The organism is Jatrophihabitans sp. (assembly GCF_035474675.1).
Taxonomy (GTDB): domain Bacteria; phylum Actinomycetota; class Actinomycetes; order Mycobacteriales; family Jatrophihabitantaceae; genus Jatrophihabitans_A.
This window is the reverse complement of record NZ_DATINC010000104.1, coordinates 39,014-56,543: the sequence shown is the minus strand read 5'-3', so window position 1 is coordinate 56,543 and position 17,530 is coordinate 39,014. Positions and strand designations below refer to the sequence as shown.

Annotated in this window: 16 protein-coding genes; 5 read left to right on the top strand and 11 right to left on the bottom strand. The window is 71.6% G+C overall.

Annotated features, from left to right (window positions below; all coding sequences use genetic code 11):
- The 4 genes from katG to VLJ82_RS12655 form a co-directional block, all read left to right on the top strand.
- Window positions 1-1,855 (top strand): catalase/peroxidase HPI (gene katG / locus VLJ82_RS12670; protein ID WP_408663719.1); only part of this gene is annotated, 1,855 nt, incomplete at its 5' end.
- Between the two features lie 137 nt (window positions 1,856-1,992).
- Window positions 1,993-2,418 carry a PIN domain-containing protein gene (locus VLJ82_RS12665; protein WP_408663718.1) on the top strand — a complete coding sequence of 142 codons (426 nt, stop codon included), beginning with the start codon at window positions 1,993-1,995 and terminating at the stop codon, window positions 2,416-2,418.
- 118 nt (window positions 2,419-2,536) lie between these two features.
- Window positions 2,537-3,850 carry a hemolysin family protein gene (locus VLJ82_RS12660; protein ID WP_408663717.1) on the top strand — a complete coding sequence of 438 codons (1,314 nt, stop codon included), beginning with the start codon at window positions 2,537-2,539 and terminating at the stop codon, window positions 3,848-3,850.
- Window positions 3,847-4,866, top strand: coding sequence for a hemolysin family protein (locus VLJ82_RS12655; RefSeq protein WP_408663716.1), 1,020 nt, complete (start codon window positions 3,847-3,849; stop codon window positions 4,864-4,866). Before VLJ82_RS12660 ends, VLJ82_RS12655 begins: the two co-directional genes overlap by 4 nt.
- A 102-nt stretch (window positions 4,867-4,968) precedes the next feature.
- Here the strand turns inward: VLJ82_RS12655 and VLJ82_RS12650 are convergent, their stop codons facing one another.
- The 9 genes from VLJ82_RS12650 to VLJ82_RS12610 form a co-directional block, all read right to left on the bottom strand.
- A complete protein-coding gene (locus VLJ82_RS12650; RefSeq protein ID WP_408663715.1) occupies window positions 4,969-7,794 on the bottom strand; it encodes a putative Ig domain-containing protein in 2,826 nt (941 codons plus the stop codon).
- A 401-nt stretch (window positions 7,795-8,195) separates the two neighbouring features.
- Window positions 8,196-9,143 (bottom strand): aldo/keto reductase, encoded by a 948-nt coding sequence (locus VLJ82_RS12645; RefSeq protein ID WP_408663714.1) that lies wholly within the window; start codon window positions 9,141-9,143, stop codon window positions 8,196-8,198.
- A gap of 16 nt (window positions 9,144-9,159) precedes the next feature.
- Window positions 9,160-9,864, bottom strand: coding sequence for a GntR family transcriptional regulator (locus VLJ82_RS12640; protein WP_408663713.1), 705 nt, complete (start codon window positions 9,862-9,864; stop codon window positions 9,160-9,162).
- A 7-nt stretch (window positions 9,865-9,871) separates the two neighbouring features.
- The gene (locus tag VLJ82_RS12635; protein ID WP_408663712.1) at window positions 9,872-11,236 is read right to left on the bottom strand and encodes an aldehyde dehydrogenase family protein; all 1,365 of its coding nucleotides are present in this window, start codon (window positions 11,234-11,236) and stop codon (window positions 9,872-9,874) included.
- A gap of 31 nt (window positions 11,237-11,267) precedes the next feature.
- Window positions 11,268-12,269, bottom strand: a complete 1,002-nt coding sequence (locus tag VLJ82_RS12630; RefSeq protein ID WP_408663711.1) for a proline racemase family protein — start codon at window positions 12,267-12,269, stop codon at window positions 11,268-11,270.
- A gap of 36 nt (window positions 12,270-12,305) precedes the next feature.
- Window positions 12,306-13,229 (bottom strand): dihydrodipicolinate synthase family protein, encoded by a 924-nt coding sequence (locus VLJ82_RS12625; RefSeq protein WP_408663710.1) that lies wholly within the window; start codon window positions 13,227-13,229, stop codon window positions 12,306-12,308.
- Between the two features lie 27 nt (window positions 13,230-13,256).
- Window positions 13,257-14,726 (bottom strand): NAD(P)/FAD-dependent oxidoreductase, encoded by a 1,470-nt coding sequence (locus VLJ82_RS12620; RefSeq protein ID WP_408663709.1) that lies wholly within the window; start codon window positions 14,724-14,726, stop codon window positions 13,257-13,259.
- Window positions 14,710-14,979, bottom strand: coding sequence for a (2Fe-2S)-binding protein (locus VLJ82_RS12615; protein WP_408663708.1), 270 nt, complete (start codon window positions 14,977-14,979; stop codon window positions 14,710-14,712). The genes VLJ82_RS12620 and VLJ82_RS12615 overlap by 17 nt, the downstream gene beginning before the upstream one ends.
- Window positions 14,976-16,121, bottom strand: coding sequence for an NAD(P)/FAD-dependent oxidoreductase (locus tag VLJ82_RS12610; RefSeq protein ID WP_408663707.1), 1,146 nt, complete (start codon window positions 16,119-16,121; stop codon window positions 14,976-14,978). Before VLJ82_RS12610 ends, VLJ82_RS12615 begins: the two co-directional genes overlap by 4 nt.
- Before the next feature lie 108 nt (window positions 16,122-16,229).
- Here VLJ82_RS12610 and VLJ82_RS12605 point away from each other — a divergent pair, with 108 nt between their 5' ends.
- On the top strand, window positions 16,230-16,793 hold the full coding sequence (locus VLJ82_RS12605; RefSeq protein ID WP_408663706.1) for a dihydrofolate reductase family protein: 564 nt from the start codon (window positions 16,230-16,232) through the stop codon (window positions 16,791-16,793).
- Window positions 16,794-16,809: 16 nt separating this feature from the next.
- Here the strand turns inward: VLJ82_RS12605 and VLJ82_RS12600 are convergent, their stop codons facing one another.
- Entirely contained in the window at window positions 16,810-17,142 is a 333-nt protein-coding gene (locus tag VLJ82_RS12600; protein ID WP_408663705.1) for a PRC-barrel domain-containing protein, read from the bottom strand.
- On the bottom strand, window positions 17,129-17,530 hold the full coding sequence (locus tag VLJ82_RS12595) for a hypothetical protein (RefSeq protein WP_408663704.1): 402 nt from the start codon (window positions 17,528-17,530) through the stop codon (window positions 17,129-17,131). Before VLJ82_RS12595 ends, VLJ82_RS12600 begins: the two co-directional genes overlap by 14 nt.

The following is a 17,530-nucleotide window of genomic DNA, read 5'->3' as shown; positions in this document are numbered from 1 at the left end:
GCAGCGGTTCGCCCCGCTCAACAGCTGGCCGGACAACGCCAACCTCGACAAGGCCCGCCGGCTGCTCTGGCCGGTCAAGAAGAAGTACGGCAAGAAGATCTCCTGGGCCGACCTGCTGGTCTTCGCCGGCAACGTCGCGCTGGAGTCGATGGGCTTCAAGACCTTCGGCTTCGGCTTCGGCCGTCCCGACATCTGGGAGCCGGAAGAGGTCTTCTGGGGACCGGAGGACACCTGGCTCGGCGATGAGCGCTACAGCGGCGAGCGCGAGCTGTCCGGCCCGTTGGGCGCGGTCCAGATGGGCCTGATCTATGTCAACCCGGAGGGCCCGAACGGCAACCCCGACCCGCTGGCCGCCGCCCGCGACATCCGGGAGACCTTCCGCCGGATGGCGATGAACGACGAGGAGACCCTGGCGCTGATCGCCGGCGGCCACAGCTTCGGCAAGACCCACGGCGCGGCCGGCGCCGAGTACGTCGGCCCGGAGCCGGAGGCCGCTCCGGTCGAGGCGCAGGGCCTGGGCTGGAAGAACAGCTTCGGCAGCGGCAAGGGCAAGGACACCATCACCAGCGGCCTGGAGGTCACCTGGACCTCGACGCCGACCCGGTGGAGCAACGGCTTCTTCGAGAACCTGTTCCGCTACGAGTGGGAGCTGACCGAGAGCCCGGCCGGTGCCAAGCAGTGGCGTCCCAAGGACGGCGCCGGGGCCAACACCGTGCCGGACCCGGAGACCGGCGAGCTGAACCGGCCGCCGATGATGCTCACCACCGACCTGGCGCTGCGGATGGACCCGGCCTACGAGAAGATCGCGCGGCGCTTCCTGGAGCACCCGGAGGAGTTCGCCGACGCCTTCGCCCGGGCCTGGTACAAGCTGCTGCACCGCGACATGGGTCCGGTCTCGCGCTACCTCGGGCCGTGGGTGGCGGAGCCGCAGATCTGGCAGGACCCGGTGCCGCCGGTCGAGGGCGAGCTGGTCGGCGAGGCGGACATCGCGGCGCTGAAGGGCAAGATCGCAGACTCCGGCCTGACCGTCTCGCAGCTGGTCGCCACCGCCTGGGCGTCGGCAGCCAGCTTCCGCGGCACCGACAAGCGCGGCGGGGCCAACGGCGCCCGGATCCGGCTCACCCCGCAGCGGGACTGGGAGGTCAACGAGCCGGCCCAGCTGTCGAGCGTGCTGCAGACCCTGGAGCAGATCCAGCAGGACTTCAACAGCGCCGGTGGTGCTCAGATCTCGCTGGCCGACCTGATCGTGCTGGGCGGCTGCGCGGGCGTCGAGCAGGCGGCCCGGAACGCTGGGCACGACATTCCCGTTCCGTTCACGCCGGGACGTACCGACGCCTCGCAGGAGCAGACCGACGTGGAGGCCTTCGCGGTGCTCGAACCGAGCGCCGACGGCTTCCGCAACTACCTGCGCAGCGGTGAGAAGCTGCCGCCGGAGGTCAAGCTGCTGGACCGGGCGAACCTGCTCACGCTGACCGCGCCGGAGATGACGGTGCTGGTCGGTGGCATGCGGGCCCTGAAGGCCACCTACGGGCAGTCCGAGCACGGGGTGTTCACCGACCGGCCGGGCACGCTGACCAACGACTTCTTCGTCAATATCCTGGACGAAAACACCGAGTGGAAGGTGTCGGAGTCGGCCGAGAACGTCTACGAGGGCCGCGACCGCAACAGCGGCGAGGTCACGTGGACGGCCACCGCCGTCGACCTGGTGTTCGGAGCCAACTCCCAGCTGCGGGCCATCGCCGAGGTGTACGCCAGCGACGACGCGCAGGAGAAGTTCGTCCGGGACTTCGTGGCCGCCTGGGACAAGGTGATGATGCTGGACCGCTTCGACGTTCCGGGGCACCAGCTTTCCTGACCAGGATCGCGTGACGCGGTAGATGTCCGGGCCGGCCAGGTTACCTGGCCGGCCCGAGGCATCTGCGAGCCGCGGTAGCTGGTGCCCAGCCGAACTGAGCGACCCGGAGCGGCGAGCCGAAGTCTGGCGGTAGCCCGGTGGCGAACCTGGCGCGCTTCCTGATCGACACCAGCGCGGCAGCGCGGATGTCGCAGCCCGCTGTCAGTCGTCGGCTGGCTCCGCTCATCGAGGGCGGTGTGGTAGCGACCTGCGCCAGGTTGGATGCCGAAGCGCTGGACAGCACGCGCAGTCCCGATGAGTACGAGCAGGTACGCGCCGATCGACGGGTTGCCTACGAGTATCTGGCCACCGACGACCACCACTGGCAGCGCGCCTTCGACGCCCAGCGCAGCTTGGCCCGTACCGGCCGCCATCGGGCGGTCGTTGTGGCAGACCTGCTCACCGCCGTCCTCGCGGCCGAACATCGCCTGACCGTGATTCATTACGACAATGACTTCGAGATCGTCTCGGAGGTAGTGCCGTTCGAGCATCGCTGGGTTGCCGAGCGAGGCAGCATCGCCTGACGCGCTGCGTGCTCAGGATGTCGACACTGTCGTGGCCGGTCCGGGCCGGTACCTCGGGCCAGTACCGTCGAAAGCTAGCCGCACGGTCCGCGGCAGCGGCTGGAAGGTGTGACGAACGGTGCTGACCCTGCTGGGCTGGCTGGCGGTCGGGGTCCTCATCGCCGCCAACGCCGTCTTCGTGGCCGCGGAGTTCGGCCTGACCTCGGTCGACCGGGGCCGGGTCGCCCGCGACGCCGAGCGCGGCGACCGGCGCGCCCGGGCGGTGCAGCGGGCCACCTCGACGCTGTCCTTCCAGCTGTCCGGCGCGCAGCTCGGCATCACCGTCTGCTCGCTGCTGCTCGGCTTCGTCGCCGAGCCGGTGGTCTCGGCCGCGCTGCACCCGGTCACCGACGCGGTCGGCCTCGGCGAGGCGAGCGAGGTGGTGGCGCTGATCCTGGGCCTGCTGCTGGCCACGATCGCCCAGATGCTGTTCGGCGAGCTGGTGCCACAGAACCTGGCACTGGCCCGGTCGCTGCCGACCAGCCGCCGCATCGTGCCGCTGCTGCTGGGATTCACCAGGGTGTTCCGGCCGGTCATCGCGGCGTTCAACGGCGCCGCGAACGCGGTGGTCCGGGCGTTAGGGGTGCAGCCGCAGGAGGAGCTGCGCTCGGCCCGGTCCCCGGCCGAGCTGCGCTACCTGATCTCCTCCTCGGCCGCCGAGGGAGCGCTGCCGACGGCGACCGCGGACCTGCTGCGGCGCAGCCTGTCCTTCGGGAACAAGATCGCCGCCGACGTCATGACGCCGCGGGTGGACGTGGTGGCACTGCCGCGCCATGCCACCGCGGCCGAGCTGCTAGCGGCGGCCCGCACCAGCGGCAGGTCACGGTTCCCGGTCTACGGCACGGACCTGGACGACATCACCGGCGTGGTGCACATCAAGCACGCCTTTGGCGTGGACCGGCATGCGCGCACCACGGTCCGGGTGGACCGGTTGATGGTGGAGGCCGAGCGGGTGCCCACCACGCTGCACTGCGAGCCGCTGCTGCACACCCTGCGCCGCGGCAGCCTGCAGCTCGGAGTGGTCATCGACGAGTTCGGCGGCACCGCCGGCGTGGTCACGGTGGAGGACCTGATCGAGGAGATCACCGGGCCGATCCGCGACGAGTACGACACCGGCGAGGTGCCGGAGGTGATCGCGCTGACCGACGGCCGGCGCTCGGTGAGCGGGCGGCTGCACACCGACGACTTCGCCGAGGTGTTCGGCTGGCCGGAACTGACCGGACCGTTCGACACGCTGGCCGGACTGGTGCTGGCCCGGCTGGGGCACCTGCCCGACCGGGGCGAGCACCTCACGATCGAGGGCTGGGACCTGCGCGTGGACCGCCTCGACGGCCATCGCATCGACCGGCTGATCGCCACCCCGCCGCCGGTTGCGACGGAGGGCACGCCGTGAGCATCGCGCTGGCCGTCGTGTTCCTGCTCGGTAACGCCGCCTTCGTCGGCGCGCAGTTCGCGCTGATCACCGCCCGCCGGGACCAGATGGAGCCGCTGGCCCAGGCCGGCAACCGCCGGGCGACGATCGCGCTGGCGCAGATGCGCGGCCTGGACCGGATGCTGGCCGGCTCCCAACTGGGCATCGCGTTGTGCTCCCTCGGGCTCGGCGCGGTTGCCGAGCCGGCGTTCGCGCACCGGCTCGAGCAGCTGTTCGACGCCTGGTCGCTGCCTGCGTCGGTGCTGCATCCGGCGGCGTTCGTGCTTGCCCTGCTGTTCGTGTCCTTCTGCCACATGGTGCTGGGCGAGATGGTTCCCAAGAACCTCGCGCTGGCCAACCCGCTGCCCAGCGCCCTGGTGCTCGGGGTGGTGATGGCTGGCTGGACGAAGCTGACCGGGATCGTGCTCACCGCGATCAGCGCGCTCGCCAACGGGCTGCTCCGGCTCGTCGGGGTGGAGCCCACCAGCGAGCTCAACGCCACCTATTCGAGCGAGGATCTGGTGCACCTCGTCGACGAGTCCGCCGCCGAGGGGCTGCTTCTTCCCGACGACCAGCGCCGGTTGCAGCAGGCCCTGGCGCTGGACACGCTCACCCTCGCCGACATCGTCATTCCCCTCGACCGGCTGGTCACCCTCAGCCCCGGCGCCCGGGTCGGCGACCTGCAGCGGGCGATCGCCAGCAGCGGCTACTCCCGTTACCCGATCCGCTCCGGCAACCGGCTGGCCGGCTTCGTGCACGCCAAGGACCTGCTCCGGCTGGAGGCGCTGGGACCGGACGCGCCGCTGCCGCGGGAGGACTACCGGCCGATGACCGAACTCCCGGCCGGCACCATCATGACCGCCGCGCTGGAGGCGATGAAGCGGACCAGCACCCACATGGCGATCGTCACCTCGGGTTCGACCCAGCTCGGGGTCACCACCCTGGAAGACGTGCTGGAGAAACTGCTCGGCGAGATTCCCGACCCGACCGAGGACTGAGGCCCGGTCCGACCAGGCACCGCCATGAGCATGAGCCGGGGCGGCAAGCTATTCAGGCTTGCCACCCCGGCCCGTGGAACTCAGATCTGGTGTCTGTCCGGGTCAGGTGACAGTCCAGGTTGCGGAGCGGGTGTCGGTCGCTCCGACGTTGTCGGTCACCCGGATGCTCACGAGGTATCTACCGGCGGTGGTAGGGGTTCCTGATATCAACCCGTCGGGAGTGATGGTGAGACCCGCTGGCAAGCCGATGCCCGCCGAGAACGTGTAGGGCTTCACCCCGAAGGAAGCGCTCACCTGATACTGGTATGGCTGTCCCACGACAGCGGTCTGGTCAGCGATTGGAGGGAGATCGAGCGGGCTGGCTACGAATGCGCTGAATGTGGTGGAGGCCGTCACCCCAGTGCTGTCCCGTGCGCTCACCTGCGGGCAAAAACAATGGTTCGGCTGGCCGGTAGGTGTACCGCTGATCAGGCCGGTCGTCGATGAGATCGATACGCCGGACGGCAGGCCGGTGGCTGACCAGGTGTAGGGCGAAGCGCCGTCTGCCGCCTGCATCTGGAGGTTGACGGGGATACCTTCTTCCCAACGCTGCGTACCTGGGTTTATCACGTGCAGCCCGCTGATGAACCAACTGAAGGTGGCCGAGGCGGTGGTGTTGGCGGCGTCCGTGGCAGTGATCGTCACGCTGTACGTGCCGGCGGTGGTAGGAGTGCCGGACACCGAGTCGTCGGCGCTGATGTCGAAGCCGGGCGGAAGGCCGGTGGCTGACCAGGTATACGGCCCGGTCCCGCCGCTAGCGACCAAGGGCACACTATCGGCGGTGCCCACGACACCCTTCTGGTCGCGGGGGTACACAGTGAGGGGGCCGGTGTCGACCGTCCAGGTAAAGCTCGTGAAGTCAGAGGCGCCGACGGAATCCGTGGCAGTGACCCGCACCCCGTAGCTGCCGGCTACGTAGGGAGCGCCGGAGATCCGGCCGCTGCTCGCGTTGATGGTCTTGCCTGGCGGCAGGCCGGTGGCCGACCAGGTATAGGGGGTGGTGCCGCCGCTGGCACCCATGAACAGATCGTCGCTAATGCCCACGTAGCCGGTCAGGGCACCCGGGGAACTCACGCTGAGAGCGCCACTGCCGCTGATCGTCCAGCTGAAGCTGACCGAGCCGGTTGCGTTGGTCGAGGCCTTGGCGGTGACAGTGCTGGTGTAGCTGCCGGCGGTGGTCGGGGCGCCGGAGATCACGCCGGTGGAGGCGTTGATGGTCTTCCCTGGGGGCAGGCCGGTGGCCGACCAGGTGTACGGCGCAGTGCCACCAGAGGCGGTCATGGTCAGGCTCTTCGCGACTCCGACAGTGCCGGTCTGCGCACCCGGGTTGGTGACGACGACCGCGCTGGCCGTGCAGGTCGGCTCACCGGTCTGGGCCGGGACGCTGACGGCGTTCCAGGCGGCCTTGATGGCGTTGAAGTTGGTGCAACTGCCGGGGTAGAGGTTCTTGGCGGCATTCAACGTGGCGACGCGGTACTGCAGGTAGGTCATGCCGGTGGTCTTGGCCAGCATGGCGTTGTAGAAGATCTTGCCGACGGTCTGGATGCCGATGCCGGTGACGGTGGAGCCGTTGCAGGTCGGGCTGGCCGGCTGGCCGTTGGCCGGGTTACTGCCCTCGGAGGCCAGGTAGAACCAGTGGTTGCCCGGTCCTGCCGCGGAATGGGTTTCGGTACTGGGGATGGCGCTGGAGTAGCAGTTCGGGTCACCGGCCAGCGACGGGTTGTACATGTAGCGGATGGGCCCGTTGCCGGTCAGGTTGACCTCTTCGCCGACGGTGTAGTCCGGCGGGTCGTAGGTTGCGGGCTCGTTCGCGTAGCGCTCGGTCAGCGCGCCGAAGACGTCACCGGTGAACTCGGCGACCGAGCTGGAGCCGATGTTGCCGGGGGTGGTGGCGTCGATGGCGTGGCCGAACTCGTGGGCGACCACGTCCAGGGAGGTGATCCACTCGCCGGCGTTGTTGTGGCCGATCGCGACCGAGGAGCCGTTCCAGTAGGCGTTGATGTCGTTGAGGCCGACGTAGATCGGGAAGCCGCCGCCGGAGCCGTTGATACCGTTGCGCCCCAGCCAGTTCGAGAGCATGGTCCACTCGGTCTTGAGGGCGAACAGGGCGTCGACGCAGGCGGTTTCGAGGTTGGTGCCGACCCCGTTGCCCCACACGTCATCGGTGCCGGACAGCGGTGCCCCGCTGGGGTAGGTGCGGCAGGAGACGTTCGACCGGGTCGGGTCGGTCATCGTCCAAGTGGTGCTGGTCGGGTGGCTGGTGTCGATGGTCAGCGGGCTCGGGCCGTTGTAGCGACCGGTGCCCGAGCCTTCGCGGACCTCGTCGTAGGAGTACAGCACCGTGCCGGTGCTGGCGTCGGTGAACACGTGCAACGTGCTGAGCGTGGCGCCGGTATGGCTGGAAACCACTGTCTCGTAGGCCAATCGCGGTGTGCCACTGAGCGCGTACACCACCTTTCGGCCGGCCGGTGCCGAATCCACCACCTTGCCCGCAGCCCTGCCGCGGGCGGTGTTGGCTGCCTGCGCGGGGGACTGGGTCGCCGCTGTGGACACGTCGATCGCGGCGTGCTGGGCCACCGACGTGGACAGCACCTTGCCGGTGGCGTCGGTGGTGACGACGAAGTCGCCGCCGTAGACCGGCAGGCCCTTGTAGGTGCGGGTATAGGGCACGTACTGCAGGCCCTCACGGGTGGAGATCACCGGGTGCGCGATGAAGGTATCGTCCTTGCTGGCATGGATGGCGGCGGGCCGGGCGGCGACCAGGCCGGCTGCCGACTGGGCGGCGAGTGCGTTCGGGGACGCCTTGGGGCCGGGTGCGGCAGTGGCTGGACCGCCGGTGGTGAGCACCAGGCCGGTGACGGTCGGTACCGCGAGGCCGAGCGCGGCCACCGTCGCGATTCGACGACGAGGGGTGGGAGGCATGGAACACCTTTCTGGTAAGGGTGGGTACCTGCCGAACGACAGGCGGTACGCCGCGCCTCACCGGTGTCCAGGCACGCGTGACACGCACGGTTACGAGCTCGGGGAGGCCAGCTCCGTCAGACTTGCGCCAGCTCCTGCAGGCGGGTGCTCCTTAGAACAAGCGGGGTGCTTGTACCATTTGCGCATTATTTGAGTTTCGGCAGCGTAGGGCAGAGTAAATACCGCTGTCAATAGCCTGCTGGTACGTCCATGCCTTGCGGTCCCGGCACGCTGGCCTGAGCCGGTCACCGGTCGTGCGTCGATGCGGGTCATCCCTTCGGCGCGGCGCATCGATCCGCCGCTGGAGCAACCCGCGAACGGGTGCCACATCAATAGCGCGGCGCTGCCGGTTCGGGCAGGGCGGTCAGCAGCGCCGCGTCGTCCGGGCTCAGATCCACCGTCGCGGCAAGGGCGTTCTCGATCACCCGGGCTGGCCGCCGGGTGCCCGGGATCGGTATCACGCACGGTCTGAAGCCGAGCAGCCAGCGCAGCGCCACCTGCGCCGCCGTCGCGCCGCTGCGGGCAGCGACCTCTGAGACGGTGGCCAGGAACCGCTCGTTGGCCTGCAACGCCGCCGGCTGGAAGCGCGGGTTCTGCCGGCGCCAGTCGTCGGCGGGCAGGTCCGCGGCCGACCGGATGCTGCCGGTCAGGTACCCGCGACCCAGCGGGGCGTAGGCCAGCAGCGCGGCGCCGTGGTCGGAACACCACTGCAGCACACCGTTGCGCACCGGATCGCGGGTCCACAGACTGAACTCCGACTGCACCGAGGCGATCGGGGCGATCGCGGCGGCCCGGTCCAGCTCGGCCACGCTCACCTCGGACAGCCCGATCGCGCGCACCTTGCCGGCCTGCACCAGCTCGGCCAGCGCCTGCACGCTCTCCTCGACCGGCACGGCCGGATCCACCCGGTGCAGCTGGTACAGGTCGATCCGGTCGGTACCCAGCCTCCGCAGCGACGCGTCGCAGGACGCCACGATGTGCGCCCGCGAGCCGTCGCGGAGATAGTTGCCCGCGCCGTCGACCAGCAGGCCCACCTTGGTGGCGAGGAACGCCTCGTCCCGGCGGCCGAGCAGCGCCTGCCCGACCAGCGTCTCGTTGGCGAACGGGCCGTAGACGTCGGCGGTGTCCAGCAGCGTCACACCGCAGTCGAGCGCGGCGGAGACCACCGCCGCCGCCTCGGTGTCGTTGGTCGCGCCGCGGTCGTAGAACCAGCTCATCGGCATGCAGCCCAGGCCCACCGCACCGACCGCCCGGCCGTCGACGCAGCGGCGCGGCATGCCGGCCGGCACCGGCTCAGCCGTCGGCAATGCCGGTCGCCCAGGAGCCGCGGACATGGCCGATGTGCTGGCGCATCAGGTCCGCGGCGCCGTCGGCGTCCTGCCGCCGGATCAGCTCGATCAGCTCGGCGTGCTCGTGCGAGGTGGGCAGCAGCTGACCGCTGCCGGCCAGCGCGGACAGGCCGTACAGCCGGGACCGGATGCGCAACGAGCCGACGATGGCGATCAGCGACTTGTTGCCCAGCAGGCCGAGCAGGGCAGTGTGGAACGCCAGATCCGCCTTGGTGTGGGCCACCACGTCGTTGCGCACGGCGGCCTGCTCGATCTGGCCGGCCAGCTGTTTCAGCTGCCGGTACTCGGCTGGCGACAGCCCGCGCCGGGCCAGCGCGCGTACCGAGGGCACCTCCAGCAGCAGCCGGATCTCGGTCAGCTCGTCCAGCTCGGACGGCGCCAGCTCCACCACCCGGAATCCCTTGTTGCGGACGGTCTCCACCAGTCCCTCCTTGACCAGGTCGAGGAACGCCTCGCGTACCGGGGTGGCCGACATGCCCAGCTGGGCGGCCAGCGCCGGGGCGGAGTACACCACGTTCGGCCGCAGCTCACCGGCGATGATGGCGGCCTGCAACGTCCGGATGGCCTCGTTGCGCAGGCTGGTCCGGGAGCCGACCGACTGCAACACCAGCTTGTCGTCGGGTGGCAGGTTCGACGCGGCACCAGTCATGGCCTGCTCACCCCGCTTCCACGGTGACGGTGTGCACGCTGGTGTACAGGTCGGCCGCGGCCTTGCCCTGCTCCTTGCTGCCGTAGCCGGAGGCCTTGGTCCCCCCGAACGGCAGGTAGAAGTCCACCCCGGTGGTCGGCGCGTTGACCTTGATCATGCCGGCCGCGAGCCGGTGTACGGCGGCCAGCGCGCTGCCGAGATCGCGGGTGTAGAGCCCGGCCACCAGTCCCTGCTGAACCGAGTTGGCCCGGCTGATCGCCTCGTCGAGCGAGGCCACCCCGTTGACCGAGCAGATCGGGCCGAACACCTCGTCGCACTCCAGCGGGTGGTCGGCGGGCAGCCCGGACACCACGGTGGGGGCGACGAACCAGCCGGCGTTCCCGGCTGAAACCCCACCGGTCAGCACCCGGCCGCCGGCCGGGCCGGCGCTCTCGGCCGCGGCGAGCACCCGGTCCCGGGCCGCGGCGTCGATGACCGGCCCGACGCTGACGTCCTCCCGCGCCGGGTCGCCCACCACCAGGCTGCGGACCGCCGCCACCAGCGCCTCGGTGAACGGCTCCGGGTCGCCCACCACCAGCACCCGCTTGGTGGCGGTGCACTTCTGCCCGGCGTAGCCGGCCACCGCGGCGGCGATGCTGCGGGCGGCGGCCGGCAGGTCGGCGTCCGGCAGCACGATCGCCGGGTTCTGCCCGCCCATCTCGGCCTGCACCGGGATGCCGCGCTGCGCCGCGGCGGCCACCACCGTCCGGCCGACCGCGGTGGAACCGGTGAAGGACACCACGTCGGCCTCCTCGGCGACGGCCCGGCCGGTGTCCCCGTCGCCCGGCAGCACGCTGAACAGGCCGGCCGGCAGCACCGGCGCCAGCAGGTCGTGCAACCGCAGCGCGCATCCACTCGCCTGCTCGGCGGGCTTGAGCAGCACCGCGTTGCCGTAGGCCAGCGCCGGAGCCGCCTTCCACAGCGGGATCGCGAACGGGAAGTTCCACGGCGTGATCAGCCCGGCCACCCCGCGCGGCCGCCGGGTGGTGAACAGCAACCCCGCTCCGGACGGGGAATGCACCGCCCCCACCTCCTCGAACGGCTGCTGGGCGTAGTAGCGCAGGATCGACACCGAGCGCGCGATCTCGCCCCGGGCCTCGGCCAGCGGCTTGCCGACCTCGCGCACCGCGAGTTCGGTGAGCTCGGCAGCGGCCGCCTGCACCGCGTCGGCGGCCCGGCCGAGCGCGGCGGCCCGGGCGGCGGCACCCGCGTCGAGCCAGTCCGGCTGCACCTTGCGGGCCGCCTCGGCGGCGGCGCGCACCTCGGCGGGCGTACCGGCCGGCACGCTGACCACGATGTCGTCCGGGCGTTGCGGGGACGTCGAGATGATCATGAGTACTCTCTCATTGGGCTTTTCCGTTGCACTAGAAGCGGAATCCGGCCGGGAACGGGTCGGTGGGATCGAGCAGGTACTGCGCGGTCCCGGTGACCCAGGCGCGACCGGTGATGGTGGGCAGCACCGCGGGCAGCCCACCGACCTCGGTCTCGCCGGTCAGCCGCCCGATGAACCGGGTGCCGATGAAGGACTCGTTGACGAAGTCGGTGTGCAGCGGCAGCTCGCCCCGGGCGTGCAGCTGCGCCATCCGGGCGCTGGTGCCGGTGCCGCACGGCGAGCGGTCGAACCAGCCCGGATAGATCGCCATGGCGTGCCGGGAATGCCGAGCGGTGGAGCCGGCGGCGACGAACTGCACATGGTGGCAGCCGGTGATGAGAGGATCGGTCGGGTGCACCGGGAGCCTGCTGGTGTTGATGGCGTCCATGACGGCCAGTCCCGCCTCCACGATGCCCTGCTGCTGGGCGCGGTCGAAGGCGAAGCCGAGCTTGGCGAGCTCCACCATGGCGTAGAAGTTGCCGCCGAAAGCCAGGTCGTAGTCCACCATGCCCAGCCCCGGCACCTCCACCTGCTGGTCGAGGGCCAGCGAGAACGACGCCACGTTGCGGATGGTCACCGCGCGGGCGGCACCGTTCTCGACCGCGACCTCGGCGACCACCACCCCGGCCGGGGTGTCCAGCCGGATGGTGGTGACCGGTTCGGTGACCGCCACCATGCCGGTCTCGACCAGCACGGTGGCCACCCCGATGGTGCCGTGCCCGCACATCGGCAGGCACCCGGACACCTCGATGTAGAGCACGCCCCAGTCGCAGTCCGGCCGGGTCGGCGGTTGCAGGATTGCGCCGGACATCGCGTTGTGCCCGCGCGGCTCGAACATCAGCAGCGTCCGCAGGTCGTCCTGGTCGCGCAGGAAGTTGACCCGCCGCTCGGCCATCGTCGCCCCCGGCAGCACGCCGACCCCGCCGACGATGACCCGGGTCGGCATGCCCTCGGTGTGCGAGTCGACCGCGTGCAGCGTGCGTACCGACCTCATGTCCGTTTCTCCTTTGCTGGTACGGCCGATTCCCGGTCAGCGCAGGCCGGCGGCCAGCGCCTTCTCGGTCACCTCGCGGATGGCGGCGGCGTCGGCGTCCGACAGCGGGCCGCGCGGCGGCTGGCAGCGGCCCCCGTCGATCGCGGCCGGGTTGAGGTCCATCGACAGTTTGATCGCCTGCACGAACTCGGTCTTGGAGTCCCAGCGCAGCAGCGGGTGCAGGGTGCGGTAGAGCGGCAGGGCGCGTTCCAGATCACCGGCCCGGGCGGCGGCGAACAGCTCGGCGCAGGCGGCCGGGAACGCGTTCGGGTAGCCGGCGACCCAGCCGGGGGAGCCGGCCAGGGCGAGCTCCAGGACGACGTCGTCGCTGCCGGCGAGCACGTCGAGGTCCGGGACCAGCTCGCGCAGCTCGTAGAACCGGCGCACGTCGCCGGAGAACTCCTTGACCGCGACGATGAGCCCTTCGCCGTACAGCCTGGCCAGCAGGGCCGGCACCAGGTCGACCTTGGTGTCGTAGGGGTTGTTGTAGGCGACGATCGGAACGCCGGCCTCGGCGACGATGCGGTAGTGCTCGATCACGTCGACGTCGCGGGCCCGGTAGGAGTTCGGCGGCAGCAGCATCACCGCGGGGCAGCCGGCGTCCGCGGCGACCTCGGCGTGCCGGCGGGCCTGCTTGGCACCGTAGGCGCCGACCCCGGGCATCACCGTGAAGCCGTCCGGCGCGGCCTGCACCGCGGTGCGCACCACCGCCTCGCGCTGGGCGTCGGTCAGGTTCTGGTACTCGCCGAGCGAGCCGTTCGGGGTCACCCCGTCGCAGCCGTTGGCGGCCAGCCAGGCCACGTGGGTGGCGTAGGCGTCCAGGTCGGGGGTGTCGTCCTGCTCGCCTGCTTTCCAGGGCAGCGGGGTGGCGACGAGTACTCCGTGCCAGGGCTTGCGGTCCATCTGGTGCTCCTCGGTCATCGCGTGTGTTTGCAACGGGTTCTGCTGTCAGGGGGACAGGTCGGCGCCGGGCCCGGCGAGCAGGCCGAGCGGGATGGGTGCTGCGACCGGCCGTCCGGCGCCGTTGGCCAGGTCCACCGGCTGCCCGGTGCGGGCGGCGACCAGGCAGCTGGTGGCGTAGCCGCATTCGCGTCCCTGGCACCAGCCCATGCCGGAGCGCGACAGCAACTTGACCGACCGGGAGTCCCGGGCGCCGGCGGAGATCGCGGCGTCGATCTCGGCCACGGTCACCTCCTCGCACCGGCACACCACGGTGTCCGGCTCCAGGGTGTCCAGCCAGAACGGCGGTACCGGGTAGACCTCGTGCATCGCGGCCGCGAAGCGGCGCAGCCGGTCCCGGGTCCGGACGGCGGCGGGCAGGACGGCCGACACCGGCCCGCCGGCGGCTGACTCGCTCGCAGCGGCCGCGCCGGCGCCGGCCACGATGCCCTCGGCGACGGCCAGCTGGGCGCCGCCCACACCGGTGATCTCACCGGCCGCGAAGACCCACGGGTTGCTGGTCCGCTGCGCGCCGTCGGTGGTCACCGCCAGCGTCGCGTCGGACGTCGGGTGCAGCGTGCAGCCGGCCTGGGCGGCCAGCTCGGCGGAGGTGCTGAAGCCGTAGCCGACCGCGAGCACGTCGACCGGCTGCCGGCGGCAGGTGTCCCGGCGCACCCGGCCGGCCCAGTCCAGCCGGGCCACGGTCACCGCCTCCAGCCGGTCGCCGCCGTGCGCGGCGATCACCACCGACCGGGTGTGCAGCGGTACCCGGTGCCGGGCCAGGGCGAGGGCGTACCCGGCGGCCTCGGTGAGCTTGGCCGGCTGGGAGAGTGCCGCGGGCAGCTGCCGCAACCAGCGGCCGGGCCTGTTGGCCTCGTGCACGCCCAGCACGTCGGCGCCACGGGCGGCCAGCGCGGTGGCGACCGGCAGCAGGAACGGCCCGGTGCCGGCGACGAGCACCCGAGGGCCGACCGCAACCCCGCTGCCCTTGAGCAGCGCCTGCGCGCCGCCCACGGTGAGCACGCCGGGCAGGTCCCAGCCGGGGAAGGGCAGCTGGCGGTCGTAGGCGCCGGCCGCGAGCACCAGGACGGACGCCCGCAGCACCACCTCGGCCGGCCGCCGGAGATCCCGGCGGTCGATCGCGGCGACGGTGCAGCCGGACTCGTCGGCCCGCACCGACCAGACGTGGTGCTCCAGCCGGACGGTGAGCCGGCCGCGGTCGGCCAGGGCGGCCAGCCGGCGGGTCAGGTCACGGTAGGTGGCGACGTCGTGGTGCAGCGACGCCTCGCCGGGGGAGTCCAGGCCGGCCGAAGAGTGCCGCCAGTACTGGCCGCCGAGCCGGGCGCCGGAGTCCAGCAGCACCGTCACCGCACCCTGCTCGGCGGCATGCACGGCCGCGGCCAGCCCGGCCGGCCCGGCGCCGATCACCGCCACCTGCACGGCCGCAACAGGCTCGACAGCCTCAGCAGGCGAAGTCATCGTGGCCCGTTCCGGTCTGGGTGGTCACCGTCATGCCGTCCGTGGCGGCCACCTGGCAGGCGCGCTGGTTCGGGACGCCGTCCACCCGCACCAGGCAGTCGTAGCAGACCCCGATGCCGCAGAACAGCCCGCGCCGGGTGCCGTGCCGGCGGGTCACCCGCCAGCTGTAGATGCCGGCGTTGACCAGCGCGGCACCCACCGTCTGGCCCTCGGCGAAGTCGACGGGCCGGCCGTCGAAGCTGAACGCGGTCATGCGGCAGCTCCGATCAAGCGAACCGGGTCGAACGGCGCTGGATCCACAGTGGCCGGCCGGCCGGTGATCAGGTCGGCGATCAGCTCGCCGGTGGCCGGTGCCAGCCCGATGCCGGCGCCCTCGTGGCCGCAGGCGTGCAACAGCCCGGGCACCCGCGGGTCCGTCCCGATCACCGGCAGGTGGTCCGGGCAGTAGGGCCGCAGCCCCGCGTAGACCCGCATCAGGCAGATGCCGGCCAGCACCGGGAACAGCCGCACCGCCTGCGCGGCGAGCTGGCGCACCACCGGGATCGAGATGGTGGTGTCGAAGCCCACCCGCTCCCGGCTGGCGCCGATCAGCACCGTTCCGGACCGGGTGCCCTCGATCACCGGCGACAGTTCCAGGCCGGCGCGGTCGGAGGCGACGTTGGCGACGTAGTCGGCCGAGTACACCTTGTGCCGGATCACCCGGGGCAGCGGCTCGGTCACCAGCACGAAGCCGCGCCGGGGCAGGATCGGCACCGCGCCGCCGAGGCGGGCCGACACCTCGCCGCCCCAGGTGCCGGCCGCGTTTACCACGTAGTCGGCGGGCACCAGGCCGGCGCTGGTGCGCACCCCGGTCAGCCGGCCGGAGGCCAGCTCGCTGCCGAGCACCTCGACGCCGGTGCGCAGCTCGGCGCCGGCGGCCCGGGCCGCGGCGAGCAGCCCGGCGGCGGCCAGTGCCGGCTGGACCTGCATGTCACCGGGGTAGAAGGCGCCGCCGGCCAGCGCGGGGGACAGGTGCGGCTCGGCGTCGCGCAGCTGGCCGGCGTCCAGCGGAATGCTCGCCACCCCGGCCGCGCGCTGCTCGGCGGCGAAGGCGTGCAGCGCGGCCAGCCCCTCGGCGCTGCCGGCGACCACCACGCCGCCCTTGCGCTCCAGTTCGAACGCCTCGCCGCCCAGCTCGTCGGAGAGGACATTCCACAGCGCGGCCGACCGCAGCGCGAGATCCAGCTCCGGGCCGGCCGCCTTGTCCGACAGCAGCAGGTTGCCCTCGCCGGCGCCGGTGGTGCCGGCGGCCACCGCACCGCGCTCCAGGACGGTGACATCGAGGCCCGCCCGGCTGGCGTAGAAGGCGCACGCGGCACCCACGATGCCAGCGCCGACGACCACCACCCGAGCCACGTCAGTACTATGTCACACAGTACTGATCAGCGGAACTCCGCCGCGGTGTGCAGCCTGTCACCCCCAGGGTGTGTACTCAGTCGAATCCGGCACCGAGGAGGACTTCCGATGCGCAGCGTGACCTACTCGATGGGCGTCTCCCTGGACGGCTACATCGTCGGTCCGGACGGCGGCTTCAACTGGACCGCGCCCGATGAGGAGGTCTTCCGCTTCGCCATCGACCAGATCCGCGAGGTTGGCGTCCACCTGATGGGACGGCGGCTGTACGAGGCCATGCTGTACTGGGAGACCGCCGAGCGGGAGCACTCGCTCGACGATGCGCAGCGCGAGTGGGTCGCGCTCTGGAATCCGCTGCCGAAGGTGGTGTTCTCCCGCACGCTGCCGGCGGTGCGGGGCCATGCCCGGCTGGCCACCGGCGGCCTGGCGGAGGAGATCGAGCGGTTGCGGGCCGAGCCGGCGGAGGGCAACATCGCGATCGGCGGGGCGACGCTCGCCACCGAGGCGGCCGCGCTGGGCCTGATCGACGAGTACCGGCCCAAGGTTTACCCGGTGCTGGTGGGCGGTGGCATTCCGTTCTTCCCCCAGCGCGAGCGCCGGACGGATCTCGACCTCGTCGAGACCCGCACCTTCCCCTCCAAGGTCGTCTACCTGCGCTACCTGGTGGCGCGCTGAGGCCCGGAGTCCCCGGCTACGTCCGGTCAGTGGCGGCCGGACCGGTCACCACCACGGTTCGCGGGCCGTCGTCGCCGCTGATCCGCACCGACTCCCAGGGCACCACCATCAGGTCCCGGTGCAGCCAGCGGACGATCCGCCGGATCAGCCACGGCCCCTGCTGCTCGCGGCGGTCGTAGCCGAGCAGCGAGCCGGTCCGGCGCCGGCTGACGATCACCTGGTGCACCCGCGGGGCGGCCATCGCGCCGCGCAGCGGCCCGTCCTGCACGCAGCGCAGGTCCGTCACCACCCCGATCCGCCGGCCGGTGTCGTCGAAGACCGGCTGGTGGATCAGGTCACTCGCTTTCATGCCGGCTCCCGGGAATCCGCGAGATCACGTGCCGGTCCAGCCAGTCCTCCAGCGGCGCGACCGGCAGCTCGTCCGGATGGCGTGCGATGGTCACCGAGTTGCCGATCCAGGTGACGTAGCCGAAGTCGATCCGCGGCACCTCGGCCTGGTCGGCGGTCGCCAGCCGGCCGGCGATCGAGGCCACCCAGCGGCCCAGCCGGCCGCCGAGCCGCGGGCCGAGCGCACGCGGCCCGACCAGGATCGCGGTCACGTACGGCCGGCCGGTGGCGTCGACTTCGAACTCCAGGTCGTCGACCTTGCACACCATCCGGCCGTCTTCGTCCTGCACCTGCCGATCGAGCAGGTGCAGGTGCAGGTCGAGCTGCCGTCCGGCTGAGTGTTCGGCCAT